Annotated in this window: 17 protein-coding genes; 9 read left to right on the top strand and 8 right to left on the bottom strand. The window is 46.8% G+C overall.

The features are described 5' to 3' along the window. Positions 1 to 198 precede the first annotated feature (198 nt). A complete protein-coding gene (locus QUA10_RS03185) occupies positions 199 to 624 on the top strand; it encodes a hypothetical protein (RefSeq protein ID WP_333081010.1) in 426 nt (141 codons plus the stop codon). Positions 625 to 665: 41 nt separating this feature from the next. Here the strand turns inward: QUA10_RS03185 and QUA10_RS03190 are convergent, their stop codons facing one another. Then, positions 666 to 1,091 (bottom strand): DCC1-like thiol-disulfide oxidoreductase family protein, encoded by a 426-nt coding sequence (locus QUA10_RS03190; protein WP_333081011.1) that lies wholly within the window; start codon positions 1,089 to 1,091, stop codon positions 666 to 668. An 82-nt stretch (positions 1,092 to 1,173) separates the two neighbouring features. Next, positions 1,174 to 4,245, bottom strand: coding sequence for a PAS domain S-box protein (locus tag QUA10_RS03195; RefSeq protein WP_333081012.1), 3,072 nt, complete (start codon positions 4,243 to 4,245; stop codon positions 1,174 to 1,176). A gap of 540 nt (positions 4,246 to 4,785) precedes the next feature. Here QUA10_RS03195 and QUA10_RS03200 point away from each other — a divergent pair. The 7 genes from QUA10_RS03200 to QUA10_RS03230 all read left to right on the top strand — a co-directional run bounded on the left by QUA10_RS03200 (position 4,786) and on the right by QUA10_RS03230 (position 14,470). Further along, positions 4,786 to 5,979 carry an NAD(P)/FAD-dependent oxidoreductase gene (locus tag QUA10_RS03200; protein WP_333081013.1) on the top strand — a complete coding sequence of 398 codons (1,194 nt, stop codon included), beginning with the start codon at positions 4,786 to 4,788 and terminating at the stop codon, positions 5,977 to 5,979. 177 nt (positions 5,980 to 6,156) lie between these two features. After that, positions 6,157 to 8,070, top strand: a complete 1,914-nt coding sequence (locus QUA10_RS03205; RefSeq protein WP_333081014.1) for a S9 family peptidase — start codon at positions 6,157 to 6,159, stop codon at positions 8,068 to 8,070. A gap of 168 nt (positions 8,071 to 8,238) precedes the next feature. Next, entirely contained in the window at positions 8,239 to 8,955 is a 717-nt protein-coding gene (locus tag QUA10_RS03210; RefSeq protein WP_333081015.1) for an HAD family hydrolase, read from the top strand. Between the two features lie 227 nt (positions 8,956 to 9,182). Further along, positions 9,183 to 9,806 carry a DUF3859 domain-containing protein gene (locus QUA10_RS03215; RefSeq protein ID WP_333081017.1) on the top strand — a complete coding sequence of 208 codons (624 nt, stop codon included), beginning with the start codon at positions 9,183 to 9,185 and terminating at the stop codon, positions 9,804 to 9,806. Then, positions 9,807 to 11,573: an asparagine synthetase B family protein gene (locus QUA10_RS03220; RefSeq protein ID WP_333081018.1), complete on the top strand. Its 1,767-nt coding sequence runs from the start codon at positions 9,807 to 9,809 to the stop codon at positions 11,571 to 11,573. It begins immediately after the preceding gene. A gap of 118 nt (positions 11,574 to 11,691) precedes the next feature. Then, positions 11,692 to 12,912 (top strand): alanine racemase, encoded by a 1,221-nt coding sequence (locus QUA10_RS03225; RefSeq protein ID WP_333081019.1) that lies wholly within the window; start codon positions 11,692 to 11,694, stop codon positions 12,910 to 12,912. 232 nt (positions 12,913 to 13,144) lie between these two features. Beyond that, the gene (locus tag QUA10_RS03230; protein ID WP_333086167.1) at positions 13,145 to 14,470 is read left to right on the top strand and encodes a hypothetical protein; all 1,326 of its coding nucleotides are present in this window, start codon (positions 13,145 to 13,147) and stop codon (positions 14,468 to 14,470) included. 319 nt (positions 14,471 to 14,789) lie between these two features. On the opposite strand, the gene argJ is transcribed toward QUA10_RS03230, so the two are convergent. The 4 genes from argJ to rpsF all read right to left on the bottom strand — a co-directional run bounded on the left by argJ (position 14,790) and on the right by rpsF (position 17,918). Next, the gene (argJ, locus tag QUA10_RS03235; RefSeq protein WP_333081021.1) at positions 14,790 to 16,031 is read right to left on the bottom strand and encodes a bifunctional ornithine acetyltransferase/N-acetylglutamate synthase; all 1,242 of its coding nucleotides are present in this window, start codon (positions 16,029 to 16,031) and stop codon (positions 14,790 to 14,792) included. 330 nt (positions 16,032 to 16,361) lie between these two features. Further along, on the bottom strand, positions 16,362 to 16,502 hold the full coding sequence (locus tag QUA10_RS03240) for a hypothetical protein (RefSeq protein WP_015176121.1): 141 nt from the start codon (positions 16,500 to 16,502) through the stop codon (positions 16,362 to 16,364). A gap of 61 nt (positions 16,503 to 16,563) precedes the next feature. After that, entirely contained in the window at positions 16,564 to 16,758 is a 195-nt protein-coding gene (locus tag QUA10_RS03245; RefSeq protein WP_015176120.1) for a hypothetical protein, read from the bottom strand. A gap of 824 nt (positions 16,759 to 17,582) precedes the next feature. After that, a complete protein-coding gene (gene rpsF / locus QUA10_RS03250; RefSeq protein ID WP_333081022.1) occupies positions 17,583 to 17,918 on the bottom strand; it encodes a 30S ribosomal protein S6 in 336 nt (111 codons plus the stop codon). A 66-nt stretch (positions 17,919 to 17,984) separates the two neighbouring features. On the opposite strand from rpsF, the gene QUA10_RS03255 reads away from it, so the two are divergent. Further along, positions 17,985 to 18,851, top strand: coding sequence for a carbohydrate ABC transporter permease (locus tag QUA10_RS03255; protein WP_333086168.1), 867 nt, complete (start codon positions 17,985 to 17,987; stop codon positions 18,849 to 18,851). Between the two features lie 371 nt (positions 18,852 to 19,222). On the opposite strand, the gene QUA10_RS03260 is transcribed toward QUA10_RS03255, so the two are convergent. Further along, entirely contained in the window at positions 19,223 to 21,778 is a 2,556-nt protein-coding gene (locus QUA10_RS03260; protein ID WP_333081024.1) for an HDIG domain-containing metalloprotein, read from the bottom strand. Between the two features lie 226 nt (positions 21,779 to 22,004). Then, entirely contained in the window at positions 22,005 to 23,126 is a 1,122-nt protein-coding gene (locus QUA10_RS03265) for an RNA-guided endonuclease TnpB family protein (protein WP_333081025.1), read from the bottom strand. Positions 23,127 to 23,194: the final 68 nt, after the last annotated feature.

Consider the following 23,194-nt stretch of genomic DNA (forward strand, 5'->3'; position numbering starts at 1 on the left):
AAGAGCCTGCTCAAAGTCCCTTTTTTAAGGGGGATTTAGGGGGAGCGAGACTCGGATAAAAACAGCACAACACATATATGAAAATTTGTCAATGCCTAATTATTTCTGAAAAAGTCCGCTGTTCACAGTCTACATTCGGCAGTATGCAGTTACATTATTAGCTAAATGTAATAACTATATTTGATAGGAGTTTTTTGAGTGAACGCTGCCGAACAAGCCAAAAATATAGAAGTTGCCAGCAAAATTGCTGCGGTTGTTAATTTATTCAAGTCCGAATTCCCGGATGCAAAAGTCGATTTGAAACCTTGGATGAATGACCAGGATACCAGAGAACTTGTAGATCCAGATTCCATCGACATTGGCTTCCATTTTCCCGGTAGAAGCCACTTGCTGCAAAGCCGCAGCATTTTGATTCAAATCCGATTTTACCAAGATCCGGTGGAAGGGTATCGGCGGGCGATCGGAGTTGAGGCAGCCGGTTACGATCATAGCGGTCAGCAGTGGCACTTTTCTACTGTGGAAAATTGGAATTTTCTCGGCCAAACCGAACCTGCGGTGGAGTCGGCGCAAAAACTCAAAGACTTTTGCCAGCAGATATTCGATTTGTTTAATCAATCTTTTTGAGGAATTCAGTTTTCACTGCGAACCTGTTTGTACTAAGGACTTTAGTCGTTGCTATTATCGCAATTGTCGATCGACCTACAGCCAACCGGATAAACAGATTTGTAAGTAGTCGATCGCTTGCCAAACAAAGTATAGCGGTTATCGCGGACTTGTTCGTACACGCGATCGCCCATCCACTTCATCCCCGGCATTGCCCGATAAGCAGCCACAAACACCTCGCCAGCAGGCAATATCCGTCCAATTTCCTCCGCCGCATCGCTGCCCTGCCAGCGACGTTCTGGGGTGTTGCCATCTATCAAAATCATCCCCATTTCGCAGTCACCAGACGTAATCCCAAAGCGATTTAATTGCTCTAAATCTTGCATGGGAATATACTCAAAATTCTGGCCTTGGTCTAAGGTTTCTAGTAACTGTACCAAGGTAACGCAGAGATTGCAATTGCCATCATAAATTACGTTATATTTCATGGTTATGGGGAATAAGGAATTGGGCATTGGGCATTGGGAATAGGTAATTGGTAGTAAATAACTACTGACTACTGACTACTCACTACTGACTACTGACTACAGGAATCTCGATCGCAAATTCCGTGCCTTGACCCGGTGCAGAATCGCACTTAAGCTGCCCGCCGTGTTTTTCCACCACAATTTGATAGCTGATAGACAGCCCCAAACCAGTACCTTTACCAGGTTCTTTCGTAGTAAAAAACGGATCGAACAGCCTTTTGTGAACATCTATCGGAATCCCTGGCCCGTTGTCAGCAATCCGAATCACAATATGAGAAGGATGCCGCATTGAATCATCAGAAACAGCAGAATCGGCTTGCATCAAAGCATCCTGTTCATATTTTACATCCGTACAAATCCGCAGCGTCGGCGAAGGACAATAAGGAATAGGCGCCAGTTGTCCCTCTGCCCACTGTCCAGTCTCCATTGCCTCTTCCAAAGCATCAATTGCATTGCCAATAATATTCATAAAAACCTGATTCAACTGTCCTGCATAACACTGTACGCGGGGCAAATTGCCGAACTCTTTGATCAGCACAATTTTAGGACGCCCTGCAGTTTCTTTCAACCTGTGCTGCAAAATCAACAAAGTGCTTTCAATCCCTTCGTGAATATCCACCTGCTTTTGTTCGGCTTCATCTAATCGCGAAAAATTCTTCAGTGACAGCACAATTTGGCGAATTCGCTCTGCTCCCATTTTCATCGAATTTAACAGCTTCGGCAAATCTCTGAGCAGAAAATTTAAATCGATATCATTTATTTCTTGTTTAATTGCCGATGTTGGGTGCGGGTATTCCTGCTGGTAAAGTTGCAGCATTTTTAGCAAGTCTTTAAAGTAATCGTCAGCGTGCATGACGTTGCCGTAAATAAAGCTAACTGGATTGTTGATTTCGTGAGCAACGCCAGCGACTAATTGCCCCAAACTTACCATTTTTTCATTCTGAACCATCATGCTTTGAGTTTTATGCACGTCCCGCAGGGCTTTTGCCAATTCTTGATTTTTAGTCCTCAATTGACTTTCGGAAAGCTGCACCGCTTCTTCTGCGTGTTTGCGAGCGGTAATATCTTTACGAATTGCTACATATTGATGGGGTTCGCCGTTCGTATTTAAGAACGGTACAATCGTAGTATCCAACCAAAATAATGTACCGTCTTTAGCTTGATTTTTCATTTCTCCTCGCCAAACCTTTCCCTGGCGGATGGTTGACCAAAGCTGCTTGAAAAAATCGGCTGAATGATAGCCAGAATTGACAAGTCGGTGGGTTTTGCCGATCAGTTCTTCTCGGGAATATTTAAATTGTTCGCAAAATTGATCGTTGACATAGGTAATGGCTCCGAATTCGTCGGTATTCGAGACAATTGCCGATTGATCCAAAGCAAATTTTTCAAATTCCAACTCTTTGAGAGTTTGGCGCAATTCGGCTTCTGCTTGTTTGCGATCGCTAATATCGGTAATCATCCGCAACACGCCTGAAAATTTGCCCTCAGCGTCGAACATCGGTGTCGCCGACACGATCGCCCACAAGTGAGATCCGTCTTTGCGAGTAAACTTAAAATCGTGGCGTTCGCGAATGCCTTCTCGCCTGCGCTTGACATAAGTTTCTGCTATTTCCCTGGATTCTCCGTCAATAAACTCAAATAGCGATCGCCCCAGCATTTCCTCCACAGTATACCCCAGCATTTCGGCCATCCGAGAGTTAGCAAAAGTCGTGATACTTTCGCTGTCAAACATCCAAACACCCTCCGAAGCCGTCTCGACAATGCAGCGGTAATAACTCTCGCTTTCCCTGACTGTTGCCTCTGCTTGCTTGCGATCGGTAATATCAGTTTGCACCGCAATAAAACCTTCGAGTTCCCCATTTTCTTGAAAAATTGGAGCGATGGAAAGCGCCACCCAATAACCCTTTCCATCCTTGCTGTAATTGTAAATTTCCTGATTAAACAACTGTCCTGTTGCCAAAGCCGACCGCAGTTGAGCAATAGTTAGGGGGTCTGTTTGAGGGCCTTGCAGCACATCACCCGGTTTTTTTCCCTGCATTTCTGCCAGCACGTAACCGCTAATCCGAGTAAATCCTTCATTCACCCATTCAATGCAGCCTTGAGCATCAGTAATAATCACACCATTTTGCGTTTTTTGAGCCACAATAGCCAAGCGCGACAATTCTGTTTCTGTTTTTTTGCTTTCCGTAATATCTTGAGCAATACCCAGAATATACTTAGGCGCGCCAGAATCGTCAAACAAAGGAACTTTTTTAGTGTGCAAAATTCGCTTTCCTCGGCGCGGAAGTTGGATAATTTCTTCTGGCAAATCGACGCCTTTGTGTCTTGCGAATAATTCTAAATCTTGTGCTTGCAAGTAATTAGCCTGCTCTGGCTCCAACAATTCAGCAGCATTGTTTCCCAGCACTTCATCCCTCGAATAGCCAAACAATTCTTCGCTAGCTTTATTCCAATAAATAAATCTTTGTTCCACAGCATCTTTAATAAAGACGCTAACTGGCAGATTTTGCAGTACCGCATTCAGAAAATCTTGAGTGTTTCGCAGGTCTTCTTCAGTGCGCTTTCGCTCACTAATATCCAAAATCACTCCGTCGAGATAGACAACCCGATACAGAGAATTTGCGATCTGCGATACCGGCGAAACCACAGCCGACAAAAAGCCCTCAATTTCCCCTTGTCCTTCTTGTTTTCCTCTACCCTCCTCCGCCTCGCAGCAAATAGCTTTGCCTTTTTCGTAAACCCAGCTAATTCCGCCGTCCGCCCGGACAATCCGGTATTCAAGGATGTACGAAGTTCTGGTTGCTACGCTTTTTTTCACAGTAGCATCCACTTTTTTCCGGTCTTGAGGATGGATAATGCTTGCCAAGGAACGGACGCGATCGTTGATAAAATCAGAAGAGGGATAGCCTGATATTTCTTGAACAGCCTCGCTCAAAAACGCCATTGTCCGTGTTAATTCCCCGTCCTCCGTATACTCGCAGGTACAGCGGTAGACAGCACCGGGAATATTAGCTACTAAATTTTTATATCGTTCTTCGCTTTTTAACAAAGATGAGCCGTCTTCGTTATTGTGATCGCCGTTCTTAAATTTAGAAGAATTGGAAGAAGTTTGCATGGTTTTTTTTTCACTTGTGAGTGCGGGGGCAAGTGGTAGAGTAGATGACCCTATAAAAAGTGAATTTAATGTGCGAAATTATTCATTATAAACTAATATAGTACAAAATTAGTTCTGCGAACCTTCAGAAAATTTGAGGGCGAGTAATAGGTAAAGCTAATCAAGGCTATAGATATAGAAAACAGTTCGGAAACGCATTGTCTAACGGCTTTAATGGATTTAACTCACGCCCAGAGCACCATTCTCGCTTAACAGGCTTTCCGGCCTGTTCCACAACAAGTGCATTTTCTTATGGGGAGTAGGGGTTGGGCCGAAGAGTCCGCCCATAAAAAGCTTATTGAGAATGGTGCTCTAGGTGTGAGTTTAACGGATTCAACAGATGGATGTTGAGGTTCGAGGGAAAGATGGAAGATTTTCCCATTTTCCCATTTTCCCATTTTCCCATTTTCCCAGTCTTCCACTCCCCCCTTCCCCACTCCCTCACTCTCGTTAGAATAAGATAAGTTTCCTTGCTACCGTGAGCCCCTCAAACAAAACACCATGACTCAACAACAACCCCGGATTTGTATTCTCGGCGGAGGCTTCGGCGGACTCTACACAGCCCTGCGCTTGAGTCAGTTACCCTTCTCCAAAACCGAAAAACCAGAAATTGTCCTAGTTGACCGCCGCGATCGATTTTTGTTCGTTCCCCTGCTCTACGAACTCGTGACCGGCGAACTCCAAACGTGGGAAATTGCTCCACCATTTGCCGAACTATTGGAAGCCACAGGCGTGCGCTTTTGTCAAGGTACTGTCTCCGGCATCGATGTGGAGCAAAAGCGAGTGCAGTTGCACGACGGGCCAGAAATTCCGTGCGATCGCCTAGTTTTAGCTTTAGGCGGCGAAACCCCTCTAGATATGGTCAAGGGTGCGGTTGAATACGCTTACTCGTTTCGCACCCTCGACGACGCCTACCGCTTAGAAGAAAGACTGCGGTTTTTAGAAGCCAGCAACAACGACAAAATTCGGGTGGCGATCGTCGGCGCCGGTTATTCGGGAGTAGAATTAGCTTGTAAATTAGCCGATCGACTCGGAGAAAAAGGTCGCGTGCGGTTAGTTGAGCAAAGCGACATGATTCTGCGGACATCGCCGGAGTTTAACCGCGAAGCCGCCAGCAAAGCTTTAGAAAAACGGCAAGTGTGGATCGACTTAGAAACAGAAGTAGAGGCGATCGGATCGGACACAATATCCTTACTTTACAAAGGACAATTAGATGTTCTACCCGTAGACATAGTTTTGTGGACCGTAGGAACTCAAGTTAGTCAAGCAGTGCGATCGCTACCCCTCAAACAAAACCGCCGCGGTCAATTAATAGTCAATTCGCAAATGCAAATTATCGACCATCCAGATATATTTGCCTTGGGAGACTTAGCAGAATGTCACGATGCAACTAATCAAAAAGTCCCCGGAACAGCCCAAACAGCCTTCCAGCAAGCTGACTACACCGCATGGAACATTTGGGCATCCCTCACCGATCGCCCATTACTTCCTTTCCGGTACCAGCCGCTAGGAGAAATGATGACATTAGGAATTGACAACGCCACCCTCGCTGGTTTAGGAATTAAACTCGACGGACAACTAGCCCACATTGCTCGCCGCTTAGCTTATCTCTATCGGATGCCAACATTTGATCATCAACTAAAAGTTGGTTTCAATTGGATTAGTAAACCGATTCAGGATTTGCTTAAAAGTTAGTTGATTGTAGACTGTTAACTGTTGACAGTTGACGGTTTATTATTGATTGTAGGACTTATTAGGGCGGTTCCGAAACCGGGTTTTTCACGAAAATACTTCACTACTACGCGCATATTTGGTAAAAACCTGGTTTTTCTGTCGCAGTGTAGATTCAGAGAATATTAGGCACGAGAAAAAATGCAAAATTCCACATTTCAACAGCCAAAAACTGAAATTCCACCGTTGATAGAGCGGGAGATTCTGTTCGGAAATCCTGAAAGAACCCGCCCCCAACTTTCACCCGACGGCAAGTATATCGCCTACATTGCACCAGATGAACACAACGTTTTGCAAGTGCAATTGCGTACCGTCGGTCAAGCATACGATCGCCAACTAACAGCCGATAAAAAACGAGGCATTCGCATCTTTTACTGGACTTACAGCGCCGAAGAACTCATTTATCAGCAAGATATTGATGGTGATGAACAATGGCATTTATTCTCAGTCAATATCCACTCAAATCTGGTTCGCGACTTGACACCATTTCAAGGTGTTCGAACTCATCCGATCGCCCTTGACCGCAACTTCCCTAATGAAATTTTAGTGGAAATGAACATCAGCGATCGCCGCAAACACGATGTTTACCGCATCAACCTGCAAAACGGTGCCGTTGAACTCGACACCGACAACCCAGGTAACATCGTCGGTTGGACGGCTGACGCCCAATTCCAAGTGCGGGCGGCGACAGCCACAAATGCCGACGGCAGTACAGAATTGCTATTTCGAGAAACTGCCGATAAGTCTTGGGAAAGCTTGCGACGCTGGGGGCCCGATGAGGAAGGCGGTGCCGTCATGTTCTCAGAAAACGGCAAAATTCTTTACATCATCGGCAATCACGATGCTAACGCCAAACGTTCGATCGTATTAGACTTAGAAACCAAACAAGAAACCGATTTGGCCTCTGACCCAGAATACGATGTCGGCGGCATTGTCGTACACCCCACCAAGCGAGAGATTCAGGCGGTTTCCTTCTACAAAGACAAGCAAGAATGGCAGATTTTAGACCAAAGCATAGCAGAGGATTTTGAGGCGATCGGTAAATTTCGTCCCGGCGAATTCGACATCACCAGCCGTAACCTCGCCGACACTACTTGGCTAATTTCTTACAAGACAGACGACGGCCCAGTCTACTACTATACCTACGATCGCGCTTCCAAAACTTTCACCTTTCTGTTCAGCAACCAACCCAAACTCGAAGGGCTACCACTATCATCAATGGAACCCATTTCTTACACCGCAAGAGATGGTTTAACCATTCACGGCTACCTGACAAAACCCGTTGGTGTCTCAACACCCGTACCTACAGTCTTGCTAGTACACGGCGGCCCCTGGGCACGCGATACCTGGGGTTACAATCCACAAGCCCAATGGCTGGCAAACCGAGGTTACGCCGTTTTGCAAATCAATTTTCGCGGTTCCACCGGTTACGGCAAAGCCTTCCTCAATGCCGGCAATCGCGAATGGGCGGCTAAGATGCACGACGACTTGCTAGATGGTGTAAATTGGCTGGTAAAAACAGGAATTGCCCAACAGGATAAAATTGCGATTATGGGCGGTTCTTACGGTGGTTATGCTGCCTTAGTGGGATTGACTTTTAGTCCCGATGTTTTTGCCTGCGCCGTCGATATTGTCGGGCCAAGCAATTTGATTACACTGCTGCAAACGATTCCCCCTTACTGGGAACCGAGAAAAGCAAGTCTGTATCACCGCGTGGGCAATTTGGAAACAGAACCAGAGTTTTTGAAATCGATCTCGCCTTTATCTTTTGTCGATCGCATTCAGAAACCTTTACTCATCGCCCAAGGCGCTAACGACCCGCGAGTTAAATTAGCAGAAAGCGAGCAAATTGTCAATGCCATGAAGCAAGCCGGCAAACCTGTAGAATACGTGCTTTATACAGATGAAGGACACGGATTTGCGCGGCCAGAAAATCGGCTGCACTTTTTTGCGATCGCCGAAGAATTCCTAGCCAAATATTTAGGAGGCAGATTTGAACCTGCAGGCAACCTTGCCAATCATTCTGGCTTGGTGAATCCGCCAACAACTAATTAGAAGGAAGAAGGAAAAAGGAAGAAGAAAGAAGGAATTATTCAAATCTCTTTTCTCTTCTCTTCTCTTCTCTTCTTTTCCTCTGTGTTCTCTGTGTCCTCTGTGGTTAAATCATTCCGATGCAACCGGATGTGCGATAAGTCCTCTTTCCTCTTCCCTTTTTCTTCTCAAATGACCAAAATTATTTTTCTAGATGCCGCAGGTACACTATTTGATGTTCGCGGTAGCGTCGGCGAGGTATACGGACAAATAGCTAAGAGTTTTGGAGTAACAGTTAAGAGTGAAGAGTTAAATGCAGCATTTTTCCAAAGCTTCGCCTCAGCAAGTCCGATGGCATTTCCAGGGAGAGAAGTGGCAAAAATTCCCCAATTAGAATTTGAGTGGTGGCAAACAGTTTCCGCAAAAGCATTCCAAATAGCAGGCATTTTCCACCAATTTTCAGACTTTTCCACATTCTTTGTGGAACTCTACGCTCATTTTGCCACCGCCGAACCTTGGTTCGTCTATCCCGACGTATTGCCAGCATTAAATAAATGGCAGCAACAAGGAATTGAATTGGCAGTAGTATCCAATTTCGACTCCCGAATTTATCCAGTATTAAAATCACTAAATTTATCCGAATATTTCACATCAGTGACAATTTCCACCGAGGTTGGTGCAGCAAAACCAGACTCTCTAATTTTTACTGCTGCTTTGCAAAAGCACAACTGCACTGCCGAGAATGTCTTGCATATCGGCGACAGCTTCAAAGCAGATTATTGGGGTGCTAAAAATGCGGGATTAAACGCAATTTGGTTGAATCGCCAACAGAAAACAATAGATTCAGGAAAGTTGAATTTAACTGATTTCCCAAAAGTAGAAGAGTTTCCTAGTCTGGATTTTATATAAGTCAGTCCTAGACATACTCCTACAAAAAACCCGGTTTTGCATGATTCCCGATGCGTCCAGGACTATAAATATGAATTTTATGAGGTTAAGGTTATGATTTTTATGAATTGACTTAGAGAGCTGTTTATTGAATAATATGGATAATTTAACCACAGAGAGCGCAGAGGGCGCAGAGGAAGAGAAGAGAGGGGTGATTTATATATCTAATTTTAACTGGAAAGAACTTTATGGAACCTCGACTTACTCAAACTCAATTAGCACAGGTGATCGCTGAGATCGACAAGTTATCGCAGCAGCGCGAGTTAGAATTGGCCCCGGATCAGGTAAGAGAAATTTTACGGGAGTTGAATCTGCCTGATGAGCTTTTAGAAGATGCGATCGCCCAAATGCGCCGCCGCGAAGTCCTAGAAAAACAGCAGCGACGCAACCGTTGGATCGCGATCGCCTCGACAGCCGTTGTCATCTCTGCGATCGGTATAGGCGTGCTGTTCGGGCAAAATCAGCAGCAGCAAACTGCTCAAATTGTCACAGGAGAAGACCGAATTGCCCTATCTCAAAAGGGCGGTGACAGCCTTACTCAAGTCAACCGTCAAATTAATCCCCGCATCTACTACCAGGTGACGTTGCAAAATGCCCCGATCGGCAATCAGTTGTCTCTGCAATGCGATTGGATTAATCCCACCGGTGACGTTGTTCATCAGGGGAGGTATCAAACTCGCACGATCGATACTGCGGTTTGGAATACCTACTGCTTTTACGATCTCGGATCTGCTGCCGCCCCAGGCAAATGGGAAGTTCGGATGTCCCTGGATGGGCGCGTCATCAGCAGTGAACCTTTCACGGTGAAATAGATGGGTGCGATCGACAAGCCTTCACATTTTATCGGCTATTGGGGACTGGACGATTGCACAAAAACGCTCAGCCGTTTAGCCCCAGATTACTGCATTCGGCAGGGCAAATTATCAGAATGGGCGATCGCCTCTGCATCTGTACTCACCGCTGACACAGTGACGCTGAATGCTTGCGGGCGATTTGGGTCAACCGATTTACCGGGAGATGCTTGGGCGGCGGTAGAAGCGGAACAGCTACGGCTGGGGCGCGATCCGTTTGGGCGAGTGCCGCTTTACTGGATGCAGTTAGGAGAAACGATTTGGTTTTCGACGCAAATGCAATTGCTGCTACCGCTGATTGCTTCCCCTCAAATTAGCCCGATCGCCCTCCACAGCTATGCTTGCTTTTCCTACGTGCCCGCGCCGTTAACTCCGATCGAGCAAATTGCATCCGTAGCAGCCGGAAGCGAGATGATTTGGGAAATCGCCGATGTTAACGATCTGCCGAAAGTACGCGCGGCGAAGCTATCCTGTAGGGAATCGCTGCCATCGGCTTGGCAAGAAGCGCCCCAATTACTGCGCCGTGAGGATGAGGCGATCGCACAATTGCAAGGGCTGTTGCAACAGGCGATCGATCGACAAGTAGCCGATTTGCCGATCGACGAACCCGTGGGCGTTTTACTCTCCGGCGGTATCGATTCTTCCCTAGTGACGGCGCTGCTAGTGAAAGCAGGCTTGCAGGTGCGCGCCTATGCCCTCGATTTTGGTGTCGAAGCCTATTCCGAACTGCCCTACGCCCAACAGGTGGCGGACTTTTTCGGGATTCCGCTGATCCGAGTGGCGGCGACGGGCGATGCAGTGTTGCGCGCGATCGGGCCAACCGCCAAAGCCCTCGATTTACCCTATGGAGATGGCACAACAGCCCCGCTGTTTTTGCTCAAACAGGCGGCGGCGCAAGATGTGCGAGTTGTATTCAATGGCGAGAATGGCGATCAGCTATTTGCTGGATGGACGAACAAACCTTTGATTGCCAACGGAGTTTACAGCGCAGAACATCCTGCCGGAGGAGAAACCTTTGAACAGCAGTATTTGCGGACGTTTCAGCGATTTTATGGTTATGAAAAACAGATTTTTTCGCCAGAAATGCTCGATCGCATCCAGTCTCACGATTTGAGCGTTTACCTGCAAGACGCGATCGATCCCGAAACCTGTCCTTCCCTGCTAGCGAGGCTGCGGCGCGCTTCGCTGATGCTCAAAGGTGCCCAAAATATTCAGCCGAGGGCAACAGCATTGGGGTTTGCTTGCGGTTTGTGGGTGCGATCGCCCTTCTGCGACCCCGACCTCACAGCATGGACGTTTCAACTGCCAGGAGAGATGCTACTGCAAGGTGCGTGCGAAAAATACATCCTCAAAAAAGCGTCCGAACACTGGTTGCCGCCGGAAATTGTCTGGCGGGAAAAGCGCGGGATGGGTGTGCCGCTGAAGGTTTGGTATTACCGGGAGTTTTGGGCTGCGATCGGCGATCGGCTGAATCCGAAGCTGTTGCGATCGCAAAATTGCTGGCAACCTTATTTGCCCGACGCGATGTTATCGGGACAACTCGGAGTTGCGATGCGCGATCGCTATATTGGCAATAATCTCTGGCTGCTAATGATGTGGCAGGCATGGCGAACCGAGGTTTTAGGCGAAATTCCGGGCAAGCGATCGCTTGATCATGTGTTTTGGTTGCCACCGGCGATCGGGCAGCGCATTTGGAAATATCGAAGACAGTTGACAGTTGATAGTTGACAGTTGACAGTTAATTTTACAATCTTCCTTGTTCCAAACATCCGTTAAATCCCTTACAAACTCCGTTGCCAAACATCCGTTACATCCGTTAAATAATCCGTTGCCGAACTTCTTCTATATGACTGAATCTTTGCTACAGAATGAAACCAAAATACATTCGCCGCCGTTCTCGGAAGCATTAGCCAAGCGACTTTTGTCAACTTATGGTTCGCCTTTATATGTGTATCAGGCTGAGGTACTTAGTCAGACTCTTGAGCATATTACGCGATCGATCGACTATCCGCACGTTCAGTTTCATTTTGCTAGCGTCACCAACGGCAATATTGCTCTGTTGCAATTGATTCAGCAGGCTGGTTGGGGGCTACACGCGAATACACCGGGGGATGTTTTTTTGGGACTGAAAGCGGGTTTTACGAGCGATCGCATTGTCTACACCGGCAGTAACCTCAACAGGGCGGATATTCAGCAATTGATTGAATGGAAGATCGATCGATTCAATTTCGATAGTCTGTCGCAACTCCAGGATTTTTGCGAATATTCGCGCAGTCAACCGCGATCGATCCCTGCCGAAATCGGACTGCGCCTCAACTCACCGGAATTGACGGGAGACAGTCGGATTGGAGTGCGTCCCGCCGAATTCGAGAAAGCCAACGAAATCGCGCAGCAGCAGGGGTTGAGGATTACCGGATTGCATTTTTATCGGGGGACAGGAACGAACGCCACGAGTGCTTTTACGCAGGCGATCGATCGCCTAATTGCGATCGCCCAACAGTTACCCGATTGGCGAACCCTCGATTTTGGCGGTGGTTTTGGCTATCCCTATCGAGGCGGTGCGGTGTTTGACTGGCGGGAGTTTGGTGCGGCGATTACTCAACGATTGAGTGCGCTATCTCGCCCGATCGAGTTGGTGATTGAACCGGGACGATCGGCGATCGCAGGTTGTGGCGTTTTGCTTGCGAAAGTTGTGTCGGTGAAGTGGTTGGGCGATAGGCAAATTGTCGGGGTAGATACGACTGTATCAAATCTATCGGTGCCTGCAGTGCACGGGGGCTATCGGGCGATCGCAACTTGGGAAACCGACGATGTATTGCGACATGAAACGGATATTTGTGGCAACACGACTTATTCGCGGGATTATTTGGGGCGCAACTGTTGGCTACCGAAACTCAAAATTGGAGATGCGATCGCGATTTTGGATAGCGGGGCTTACGGCTATGCGATGTCGTCGCATTTTCTGCACCGCCCCCGCCCTGCTGAGGTGTTGATTGATGCTAAGGGCGATCGATTAATTCGACAGCGAGAAGACTATTCTATCTTGTTAAACGGGCAAATCTTTTAATAGGGCATTGGGCATTGGGCATTGGGCATTGGGCATAGTTTCTTCCTTCTTGCGACTTCCATCGGACTGACATCCGTTACATCCGTTACAGAATCCGTTGCCGAACTTCCTTCTTCCTTCTACTTATTATCTCTCTTCTCTTCCTCTGCGCCCTCTGCGCCCTCTGCGGTAAAACCATTCCAAAACAACCGTCAACGATATAAATCCATTAAATCAATCAGGAGTAACCGAAATGGGAATGAAATGCGTCCAGTGTAATACCGATAACAATTTGCGCGATCGTACCACCAACTCAGGTCGCTGTAAACGGTGCAACCACCCGTTTGTCTTTGAACCCACTACCGTCACTGATAAAAAATTGGCATTCACCGATCCCTTTTTCAAAAAGGCGATCGAAGATATTTCCAGCCAGAATATGTTATTTTTTACGCCCAAACAGTTTTTGTATTTGATAGATCAACGGCTAAAAAATCGCACCTCATCTAACCTCTGGAACTGGATTTTAGGATATTTAGTCCAGAGCTTTTTCCTGGTGAGCTTTGGCGGTATATTCATTAGCTCTATCTTTTCTGACACTGCGGGATTTTTGATAGTGTGGACAGTTTTCAATATTATTTGGATTCGGGGATTTTTCGCGAACAGCCAATCTACCGAGCAAAGTGTTCGCAGCAGAAAAATTAATACCACAAATTTACAAACTTTAGGAATAATTATTTTAGTAACAGGGATTTCAGGAAGCTTGATATTTAATTATTTTCCAGGATACATCGCAGCCTCTGCACTAGGACTATTTTCCTACTGGCTCAGCATTTCACAAAAAAATCGTCAACAGATAACGGGTGAAATATTTATCGTTAATCAAGCGCAAAGCTATCAATGGCTGCAACGCTGGCAAACAGTGAATGGCACATTAGAAAAACTGCTCCCTGCACCTCGCCAAGAAGCTTTACCCGCAACCATCGATCGCGAAGTGAGCGCCTACAGCTTCGATCGCGCCATCATCTGCGACAGTGACGAAATCGCTCAATTCCTAATTGCCAACAACGTCCATTTTGAGAACAACTGCGCCATTCTTAGTATTAGTGGCTATCCCCACAGCATCTTCAGTACCGTAATCGAAATGCTGCGCCGTAATGCCGATTTAAAAGTGTATGCACTGCACAATGCGAGTCCTGCTGGAGTTGGTTTAGTGCATCAACTGCGAACTAATCCAAACTGGTTTGCGAATCAAGCGGTGACGATTTTTGATTTGGGAATTTCTCCCCGTCAAATCTTAGCAACCCGTGATATGTTTGTGCAACAATCTCAAACAATGGCACAAACCGCCCGTCAATTACCCGACGCTGTAAGGCAAAGTTTAACAGCAGAAGAACTAGCATGGCTGGAGGCAGGCAATTTTGTGGAATTAGAATCGTTTACGCCACAGCGGTTGTTGCGCGTGGTGAATTATGGACTTGCTCAGAGTGGCGATCCGCAGGGTAACGAGGGCTTAATATTAGTGGATGATAATGTTGGATATGGCGGCGGCTATGTGTTTGTCTCCGATAGTTTTGGTTAGGGCGTACTTTCAAACTTTATATTAGACTTATTAATAATAAGCTTAAAAAGTCTTGAAACTTAGTCTGAATAAGATTTTTAGCGCTCTTTTGTTAAAATCCTAAAAAGCTGCTTTTGGTAAGGAATTCAGCGAGTTTAAAATGAGGACCAAAAAAGCTGAGCTTAACTCGGTGAGTAAAGGTTTCAAATTTTTAAATTTCCCCCCACGGGGGGAAGTTGAGTTTAAATTGTGTGAAATTTGCCTTCAACTTTCTCTCGTCTGGTTTTGTTTGTGTAGGCGCGGTTTCTAACCACCAGGACTTCTAACCGCCCGGACTTATTTAAGTCGTATACTCCGCATTAATCTTCACGTAGTCATAACTCAAATCGCATCCCCAAGCTTTTGCAAAACCGCTGCCATTCCCGACACTAACCTGAATTACAACCGTATCAGCCTTCAAATATTCCCCCTCCGCAGCCGCTTTCATATAATTACTTGCAGCAGCGCGATCGAACTCTTTAGGTTGTCCGTTTTCCATCATCAAAAAATCCCCCAATTGAATCCGCAAATTCTCTTGATCGAAAGGTACGCCAGCGCGCCCAGCAGCAGCCGCAATTCTGCCCCAATTCGGATCGCGTCCGAAAATAGCAGCTTTCACCAAAGAAGAACCGACAATTGTTTTGGCAATTTTACTCGCAGAAACTTCATCCAGCGCGCCACTCACTTGCACTTCTACCAAACAAGTTGCACCTTCACCGTCACGGGCGATCGCCTTTGCTAAATGTACGCAAACTTCTGTCAGCATCGCCTCTAATTTTTCAGCATCCGCCCCCATTTCTGTAATTGCGGGCGTGCGGGATTGACCGTTTGCCAAAGCAATTAGCGAATCGTTGGTACTGGTATCGCCGTCAACAGTAATTTGATTGAAACTTCTGTTAGCCGCCCGACTTAGCATTTCTTGCCATAAATGCGATGACACTGCTGCATCGCAAGTTACAAATGCCAGCATTGTTGCCATATTTGGGTGAATCATTCCCGAACCTTTGCAAATGCCGCCGATGCGGACGGGTCGATCGCCAAACATGGTTTCCAGGGCGATCGTTTTCGGCACTAAATCAGTCGTACAAATAGCCTTAGCCGCCGCATCAGAACCAGTTTCCGATGCCTCAGCAACTAATCGGGGAATTCCCGCCCTCAGCGGCTCCATTTTTATCCGCTGTCCGATGACGCCAGTGGAGGCCAAAAGAATAGATTCTGGAGGAATATTCAGCGCTTCTCCCAACAATTTGGCACTTTCGAGGGCATCTGCCAAACCTTGTTCGCCAGTAGCAGCATTAGCTTGTCCCGCATTGCACAAAATTGCTTTGGCACTGGGTTTAGCTTGCAAACGCTGGCGGCAGTAGTCCACGCAAGCGGCCCGGACAGTCGATGTGGTGAATACTCCGGCGGCGATCGCGTCTACCTCTGACAAAATTAAACTTAAATCTGGCAAGCCTGAAGGCTTCAAACCCGCTGTAATTCCCGATGCTCGGTACCCTCTGGGTGCTGTAACTCCGCCGTCAATTTCTTTCCAGTCCGACATGATGACCTCCCTAGTAGCCTTCAATCTGCTGAAAGGGGATTATATCAAGTTTCTTGGCACAAACGTCTTTTATGGTTTGTGATGTATACTTTTTAGGTTATCCCACTCTGGTTTAGCTCACCCTTTGCTCAAACGGCTCTCTATCTATACAAGCAGTACGAGCGAGATATTACCAATTCCCAATTCCCAATTCCCCATAAAACTAATCGCGGCTTCCAATCTAGAGTTAGAACTCAAGAAGAAGTCGCGACGGTTTTGTAATTGACATTATTAATTTTTAGCTGGCAAACAACACACTCGATTCAACTATCTCGCCGTTGAAAAAACGAGTTATTTGCGATCGATACTCGCCGGAGAACCAGCATCTAAACCAACTTCAGCAGCCACACGGCTCAGCATGGATTCCTGACGGTTTTTGACGACGTGTTGATGGCGCATCATCAGGTTGCGGGCTTGTTCTTGAGTTGACATAACTGATTTCTCCAAATTCTAGGTAATAACTTCGTAGACAATTGTCGAAATTGAGCTTGCCCTAGCTCATAGTGGCGTGGCTGCGATCGTAACTGGCTTGAAAGCTGGGCTGCGGTTTGCCTTGAATGTGACCCCAGTAGTGCGTATCTTCCATCCCGACTTCGGTGGCGGTGCGGTTGAGCATGGATTGCTGCCGGTTCTTCACCAGTTGGTGGTGGCGCATCATCAGAGAGCGAGCTTGATTTTCGGTAGACATAGGGGGTTCCTCCGTATTCTTTAGATTAATGTTGGGCTGTTTTTTTCTTCTCTTCTATGACTATAACAGACAATTCTGTATCTAAAGCTACCAAATCAAAATTGTCACAAAACTTTACAATTGCGCTATGGGGCGAGAATCTCGATCGAGGTTGCGGGGAGTGCGATCGAGCTTTGGCTAGTTGATTTAGGCCCAACCTCAAGCAGCAATTGGCAAAATTTGACAATATTCCTCTTGTAAAAGCCACATTTTAGCGGATACCTAATTGCTAGCTGCCAAAATAACTTTATAGTTTGGTTCAGAGTTATAGATGCAGAATTGTGCCTCTCAAGAAAGTCGAATTTGACTTAGTTAAGAGTAAATTTAAGAAGTAGCGAATCACAATTAGATTTACAATAATTAAGCAGCTATGCTCAAGCCTCGTCAAGTTTTTTGTAGTCAACTAGATAATAGAGTTAGCCTAAGTGAATCGCCCTCACCATTCTCAAAAAGCGAGCTTTCTTTGTTGAGAAAAATAGATTAAGTCCCAGCAGCCTCTCCACAAAAAAGAGGGATCGTCTTCCCCTAGAAAAACAATCGCCCATTCACCTATAATTTCAATTAATATCAAGTCCCGCCCTTAAGAAACTATCCTGTACCCACAATCCTAGAGCGCCCCCTAGCGTCTTTTTCAGGAGGATGCCAGGGGGAGCGAAAGGCTCTGACGTTAGTTTTTCAAGTTGTGTGTACAGCGTAGCCCTTAAGAAATGCGTGCCGGGGAATAAGCGGCCCTAATCGTCCAACAGTAGACTGGTACTACATCAGATTTTAAGTTGACACGAATGCTACTCGGCGGCTTCAGCTTCAGCTTCCGCTTCAGGTGCATCTGGCACATCTTGCTTGATTGTCAAATAGCGAATCACTTCTTCGCTCAGACGCATCGCGCGCTCCAGGGTAAAAATTGCAGCGCCCGGAGCTGTATAGTTCATTTGAACGTATACTCCGTCCCGGTGCTTGCCGATTTCGTAAGCCAAACGGCGCTTGCCGCGGTGCTGAGTTTCGATGTTTTCAGCACCTTGATCGCGCAAAATAGTTTGATATTTAGCGATCGCCTGGTCTGTCATTTCTTCACCCAAATCAGGGCGCAGAATGTACATAGTTTCGTAAATAAACGGTTTCATGGCAATAATCCCCTTATGGACAACAAGGCTTCTCACGAAGCAAGGACTTATTATCATATCCCAACTATGAACAATCTCAAAACAAAAAAACCAAAATCCCCAAATAACACTCCCTCGCGGTGGAGCACCCTGTGGACGTACAGCATCATGAGCGCGATCGCACTTTTAATGCTGTTTCCCTTGCTGTGGCTGCTCAGTACCTCCCTCAAATCCCCCAACGAAAACATCTTTCAATTTCCCCCGCAACTGTGGCCACAACAGCCAACCCTCGAAAACTTCATCAAAGTTTGGCAAACCAACCCCTTCGGCCGCTACCTGTTCAACAGCACCTTAATTGCCGGCCTGACAGTTAGCATCAACGTCCTCTTTTGTGCCCTCGCCGCTTACCCCTTAGCCAGACTCAAATTTCGCGGCCGCGAAGCCATCTTAATCACGATCATTTCCACAATCATGATTCCCTTCCAAATAGTCATGATTCCCCTATACATATTGACAGTGCAACTCGGACTCAAAAATAGTTATTTAGGCGTAATCTTTCCCGGACTAGCCTCAGCCTTCGGCATATTTTTATTACGACAAGCATTCCTAGCAGTTCCCAAAGAACTAGAAGAAGCCGCCCGCATCGACGGCTGCAGTGAATTAGGCATTTGGTGGCACGTCATGATTCCGGCAATTAAGCCAGCTTTAGTCACCCTAGGAATTTTCGTATTTATCGGTTCTTGGAGCGACTTTCTGTGGCCACTGCTAGTTTTAGACAGACCGGAATATTACACTTTGCCTTTAGGGGTAGCTAATTTAGCCGGGACATTTTCTTTAGATTGGCGTTTGGTTGCGGCGGGTTCTATTATTTCTATTGTTCCAGTTTTAGGACTATTTTTGCTCTTGCAAAAATACATTGTGCCAACAGAAACTGCTGCGGGAGTCAAAGGATAGAATCAAGATAAAAAATCCGCGTTAATCCGCGTTCATCTGCGGTTAAAAATTAAAATCTTTTGAACTCACAAGTCACCAACTTTATGTGTGATGTAGGAACGGCAAGAAAGCCGCTGGATTGTTGGCTGCGCTGGGGTTGTAGATATTATCATCGCTTTTGCAAATGCGATCGATGCCGCAGACTGGCAAAAATTGCGATCGCACCTAGCCGGCGAAAGAGATATCGACTCTTGGGAAGTTTGAGGAATCAAACAAACTGTGGTAATTGTCAGTAACAATCCTGAAGTGCATGCTATTTGCGGGGCAAATCGCAATTAAATTTCATTCACAACTGAAATGCGAACAGATTTTTCATAACTAAAAATTTACTCCTACCTGGGAGTAAAAACTGCACTGGGGTAAGCAATCCGCTTGTGATTGAACTGTTCCCAAACTCGCACAAAAATCTCCGCAATTAGAGACATATCCTCCCGCGTCAAATCCGAATCAATCAACTGATTATCCTGCCAGCGAGCCCTCAAAATCCGATTAACCATATTCAAAGCCTCTTCATGAGTAGCATCCTTGAGCGATCGCAAAGCAGCCTCGCAAGAATCCGCCAGCATCAAAATCCCGGTTTCCCGCGACTGCGGAATCGGCCCATCGTAGCGAAAATCCTCCTCCCTCACTTGGCGACTTGCGATTGTTAACTTTGAATTATCCGCATCTGGCAAAGTAATCTTTAAATCTTCTATTTCTTTGGCAGCAATTTGCTGCGCTTGGTGGTAGAAGTAAGCAATTAACATTGTACCTTGGTGTTCGGGAATAAACGCCTGAATTGCCTTCGGCAATCGATGCTTTCGCGCCATTACCAAACCTTCGGTAACGTGCTTTTTAATAATCTCCGCGCTCCCCCAAGGGTCATTAATTTCATCGTGTTTGTTGCCCCCACCCATTTGATTTTCACAAAATCCGAGGGGATCGTGCATTTTTCCAATATCGTGGTATAATGTCCCAGCTCTGACCAGCTCAACATTGCAGCCGAGTTCCCGGGCCGCAGCCTCCGCCAAACTCGCCACAAACAGCGTGTGCTGAAAAGTCCCCGGAGCCTCAGCAGCCAACTTCTTCAACAGCGGGCGGTTGGGATTGGCAAGTTCCGCCAGCCGGATCGGCGTAATCAAGTCAAAAACGTGTTCCAAATAGGGGCTGATGCCGATCGCCACAACGCTCCAAGCCAAACCGGCTAAACTTTGCGCCCCCACAGTACCGAGCACAACGTACCAAATCGCACCGACAGCGGCGCTGGCAATCAAAGTCCCCACCAGATAAACCGTGCCCTGAGTCAACCCAAGAGCCAAGCCCAAAAGAGCCAATTCCTCGCGCGATCGCAGCCGCCCGGCCATAAAAGCGCCCAGCAATCCCCCCGCCCCGCTAGCCACCAAATGAATCAAGTCCACATTTAAGCCAACGGGCAGCAGCGCCGACAGCAGCCCCACCACCGTGACTCCCACCGCCGAACCGTAGAAGCCGCCCGCTAAAATCCCGATCGCCGGCAAACTCGTCCAAGGCAGCCCCAAACTCACTAGCACCGGCGCGCTCAAAGTCAGCAGCAGCAATAGCAAATGATCTCTGCGGCGCAAGCGGTAGTGCCTTTCCACCAGCAGTACGATCGCAATTGCCCCCGCGACTAAACAAACAAAACCCGTCAGCCCCAGCCAATTCACCCCCCGCCGACTTAAACCAAAATAGTCCAGCAACACGAAATCTTGCTGCGAGATCTCTTGTCCTTGGGCAACAATTATCTCGCCCTGATCTACTGCGATCATCACCGGTTTCACCTTTTGCGCCGCTAATTCAGCTAGCTGTTTGGTTTCCTCCCGATCTCTTACCAGATTTGGCTGCAAAATCGCTGTTAAACCCTCCACCGCTAAAGCTTGGGACTCTAACGGCACTTCATCAGCCACTTGCAGCTTCACGGCTTCTTGCAAAATCTCTTTAGGCAACCCCTGCGGGATACCTTGAGCCACCATCCTTTTTGCCGCGCGAGTCATACCGATTTGGGTTTTCTGCCAAGCTTCATCCGACCAATCAAACAGCGAAGTATGGTAAATCTGTGGCAGACCCACAACCGAAGGTTTTCCCAGCGCCTCCACAGCATTGAGATAGCGCTGGCGAGCAGAGGAAATACTGTCTGTCAGGCTTTGAAAATCTGCTGCCCGGACCGATCGGCTGTAAGCTTGCAGTTGAGCGATAGCATCTTGCTGAGACTTGTTATCTGTTGCCCCAGCAATTGCCGGGGAATCCAAACTCAATCGCTCGGAAGTTGCCCTTTTATCACCCACTTGCGCCAAAATCGAGCGCCACTCCCACTCGGGACAGCCCCGCAAGTAAACCTGAACCGAAAGTGAGAGCGCCGAGGTACTCGCAAACGGAAACGGGCCTACCGCCTCCCGTAGCTCGCTTCCCTGCTGCAAAAATTGTTGCAATTCTTGATAAATTTGTCGATCGACCGCCGAATCCAGCATTAATATCGCTACAGCCCCTGTCCGCGCTGCTTTCCGCTGTTCTTCAGTAGTTTTGTAATCGGGGACGCTAGCAGTAGCAGGAGCCTTAATCGTCTGAGGAGCTTTCGTCCCCACATCCAGTTTCGGCTGGTTGTAGAAGCGGTGGCCCAGAGTGCTGCTTAAGGAAACTACCGCTACCAGCGCCAACATAGGGGAACGAGCTTGATTTTTGAGGCTTGATTTGGAGGTTTTACTTGTAAATTTAGTAGTAAAAGTCTCGGGAAGAAGCCATTTCTGGCGCGACAAACGGCTCAGGAGAGGCCCGCTAGCGCGCTCGGTATCTGCTTTGCTGTCGCCATTTTGCACTTTAGCAATGTGTTGGCGCAGTGAGCGCGCAGCCCCTAGCTGCTCAATCTGCCGCATCAATGAGGAGAGCGTATTCATTTGTGTCGAAGATATATCACTGTTATCCAGCAGCTTTGTCAGAATTTCTGACTAGGCATCTTGATTGATTTTATCTGAACTACCGTGGCTGAATATTCAACCGTTACGTAAGACCTACTCACAACTACTCATAACTAGACAAATCTACTCCTGAATATTGTGAAACTTACTTCCTGCTTCATTCTGGCGGTGTCGGCACTAACCAGTCCACAGGCACGAGCCCCGTCTAACTGACGGTTTTTGACAACTTAATCGCTGCATTTAAATCACGGTCAATCACAAAATCGCAATGACCCCATTCAAAAACTCGCTCAGAAAGTCCGAGTGTTTCTTTTTTGGTGGAGCAATTAGAGCAATTAGAGCAAGTTTTACTGGATAGAAGCCATCGGTCAACTACTACCAGTTGTGAGCTATACAACTTGCACTTGTAGGTCAATTGGCGTCGGAATTCAAAGAAACCCATATCAGCAATAGAGGCAGCCAGTTTATGATTAGCCATCATCCCGGACACATTGAGGTCTTCAATCACTACTGTGCTGTGGTTTTTGGCAAGCAATGTCGTTAACTTGTGCAACGTATTTTCGCGAATGTTAGCTATTTTTATGTGCAATCTCGCTATCTTAAGCTGTGCCTTTTTCCAATTGCGTGAGCCGATATTTTTATGGCGATTGAGCCACTGCATTCTTGACAACTTGGCTGCGTACTTTTTGTAGGATTTTGTTCCGACAATCACTTCGCCTGTTGAAAGAGTAGCTAATGCTTTAATGCCGAGGTCAACTCCCACAATACTTGTTTGACATGACTCTTGCTGTTCTACGTCTAATCTGAAACTGATAAACCACCTGTCTGCTTGACGGGATATTGTACAAGACTTGGTTAATAATTGTGGCAACCTTTCGTAAGTATTGAGAAGACCAATTACAGGAACTTGGATTTTGTTGTCACCCAAAATTTTGACTGTTCCTTCTAACGTGAAAGAGTCGCGCCGCCCTTTTTTCTTAAATCTCGGTACTCCCGCAGTCTTGTTAAAGCACCGCTTCCAAGCTTGGCGCAAAGCCATTAATGCCTGTTGCGGTGTAGATTTACTGCACTCGTAATACCAAGGATTTTCTGATTTCACAAGGCTTACTAACAGTTTGTGCAGGTGAATAGCTGTGGGAAAGTTAAGTTGTTCATCGGCATGAGATTTGTTATACTCAAGAATATTTTTGGTGAGCCACAATCCCCAATTCCAAGCATGGCGTGCTACTCCACAGTGCTGGGCGAGTATAGTGCGCTGCCTGTTATTCAGTTTCAATTCTGTTTTAAAGCTTAACAGCATTGTTACCTCTTGATCGCTTTTAGTCACACTCTATACTGATTCAATCCCTACTCATTTCATAATAAATGAGTAGAGGTGAATAAGATTTTGGTTAC

The organism is Microcoleus sp. Pol8_D6, assembly GCF_036700965.1.
Lineage (GTDB): Bacteria > Cyanobacteriota > Cyanobacteriia > Cyanobacteriales > Microcoleaceae > Microcoleus.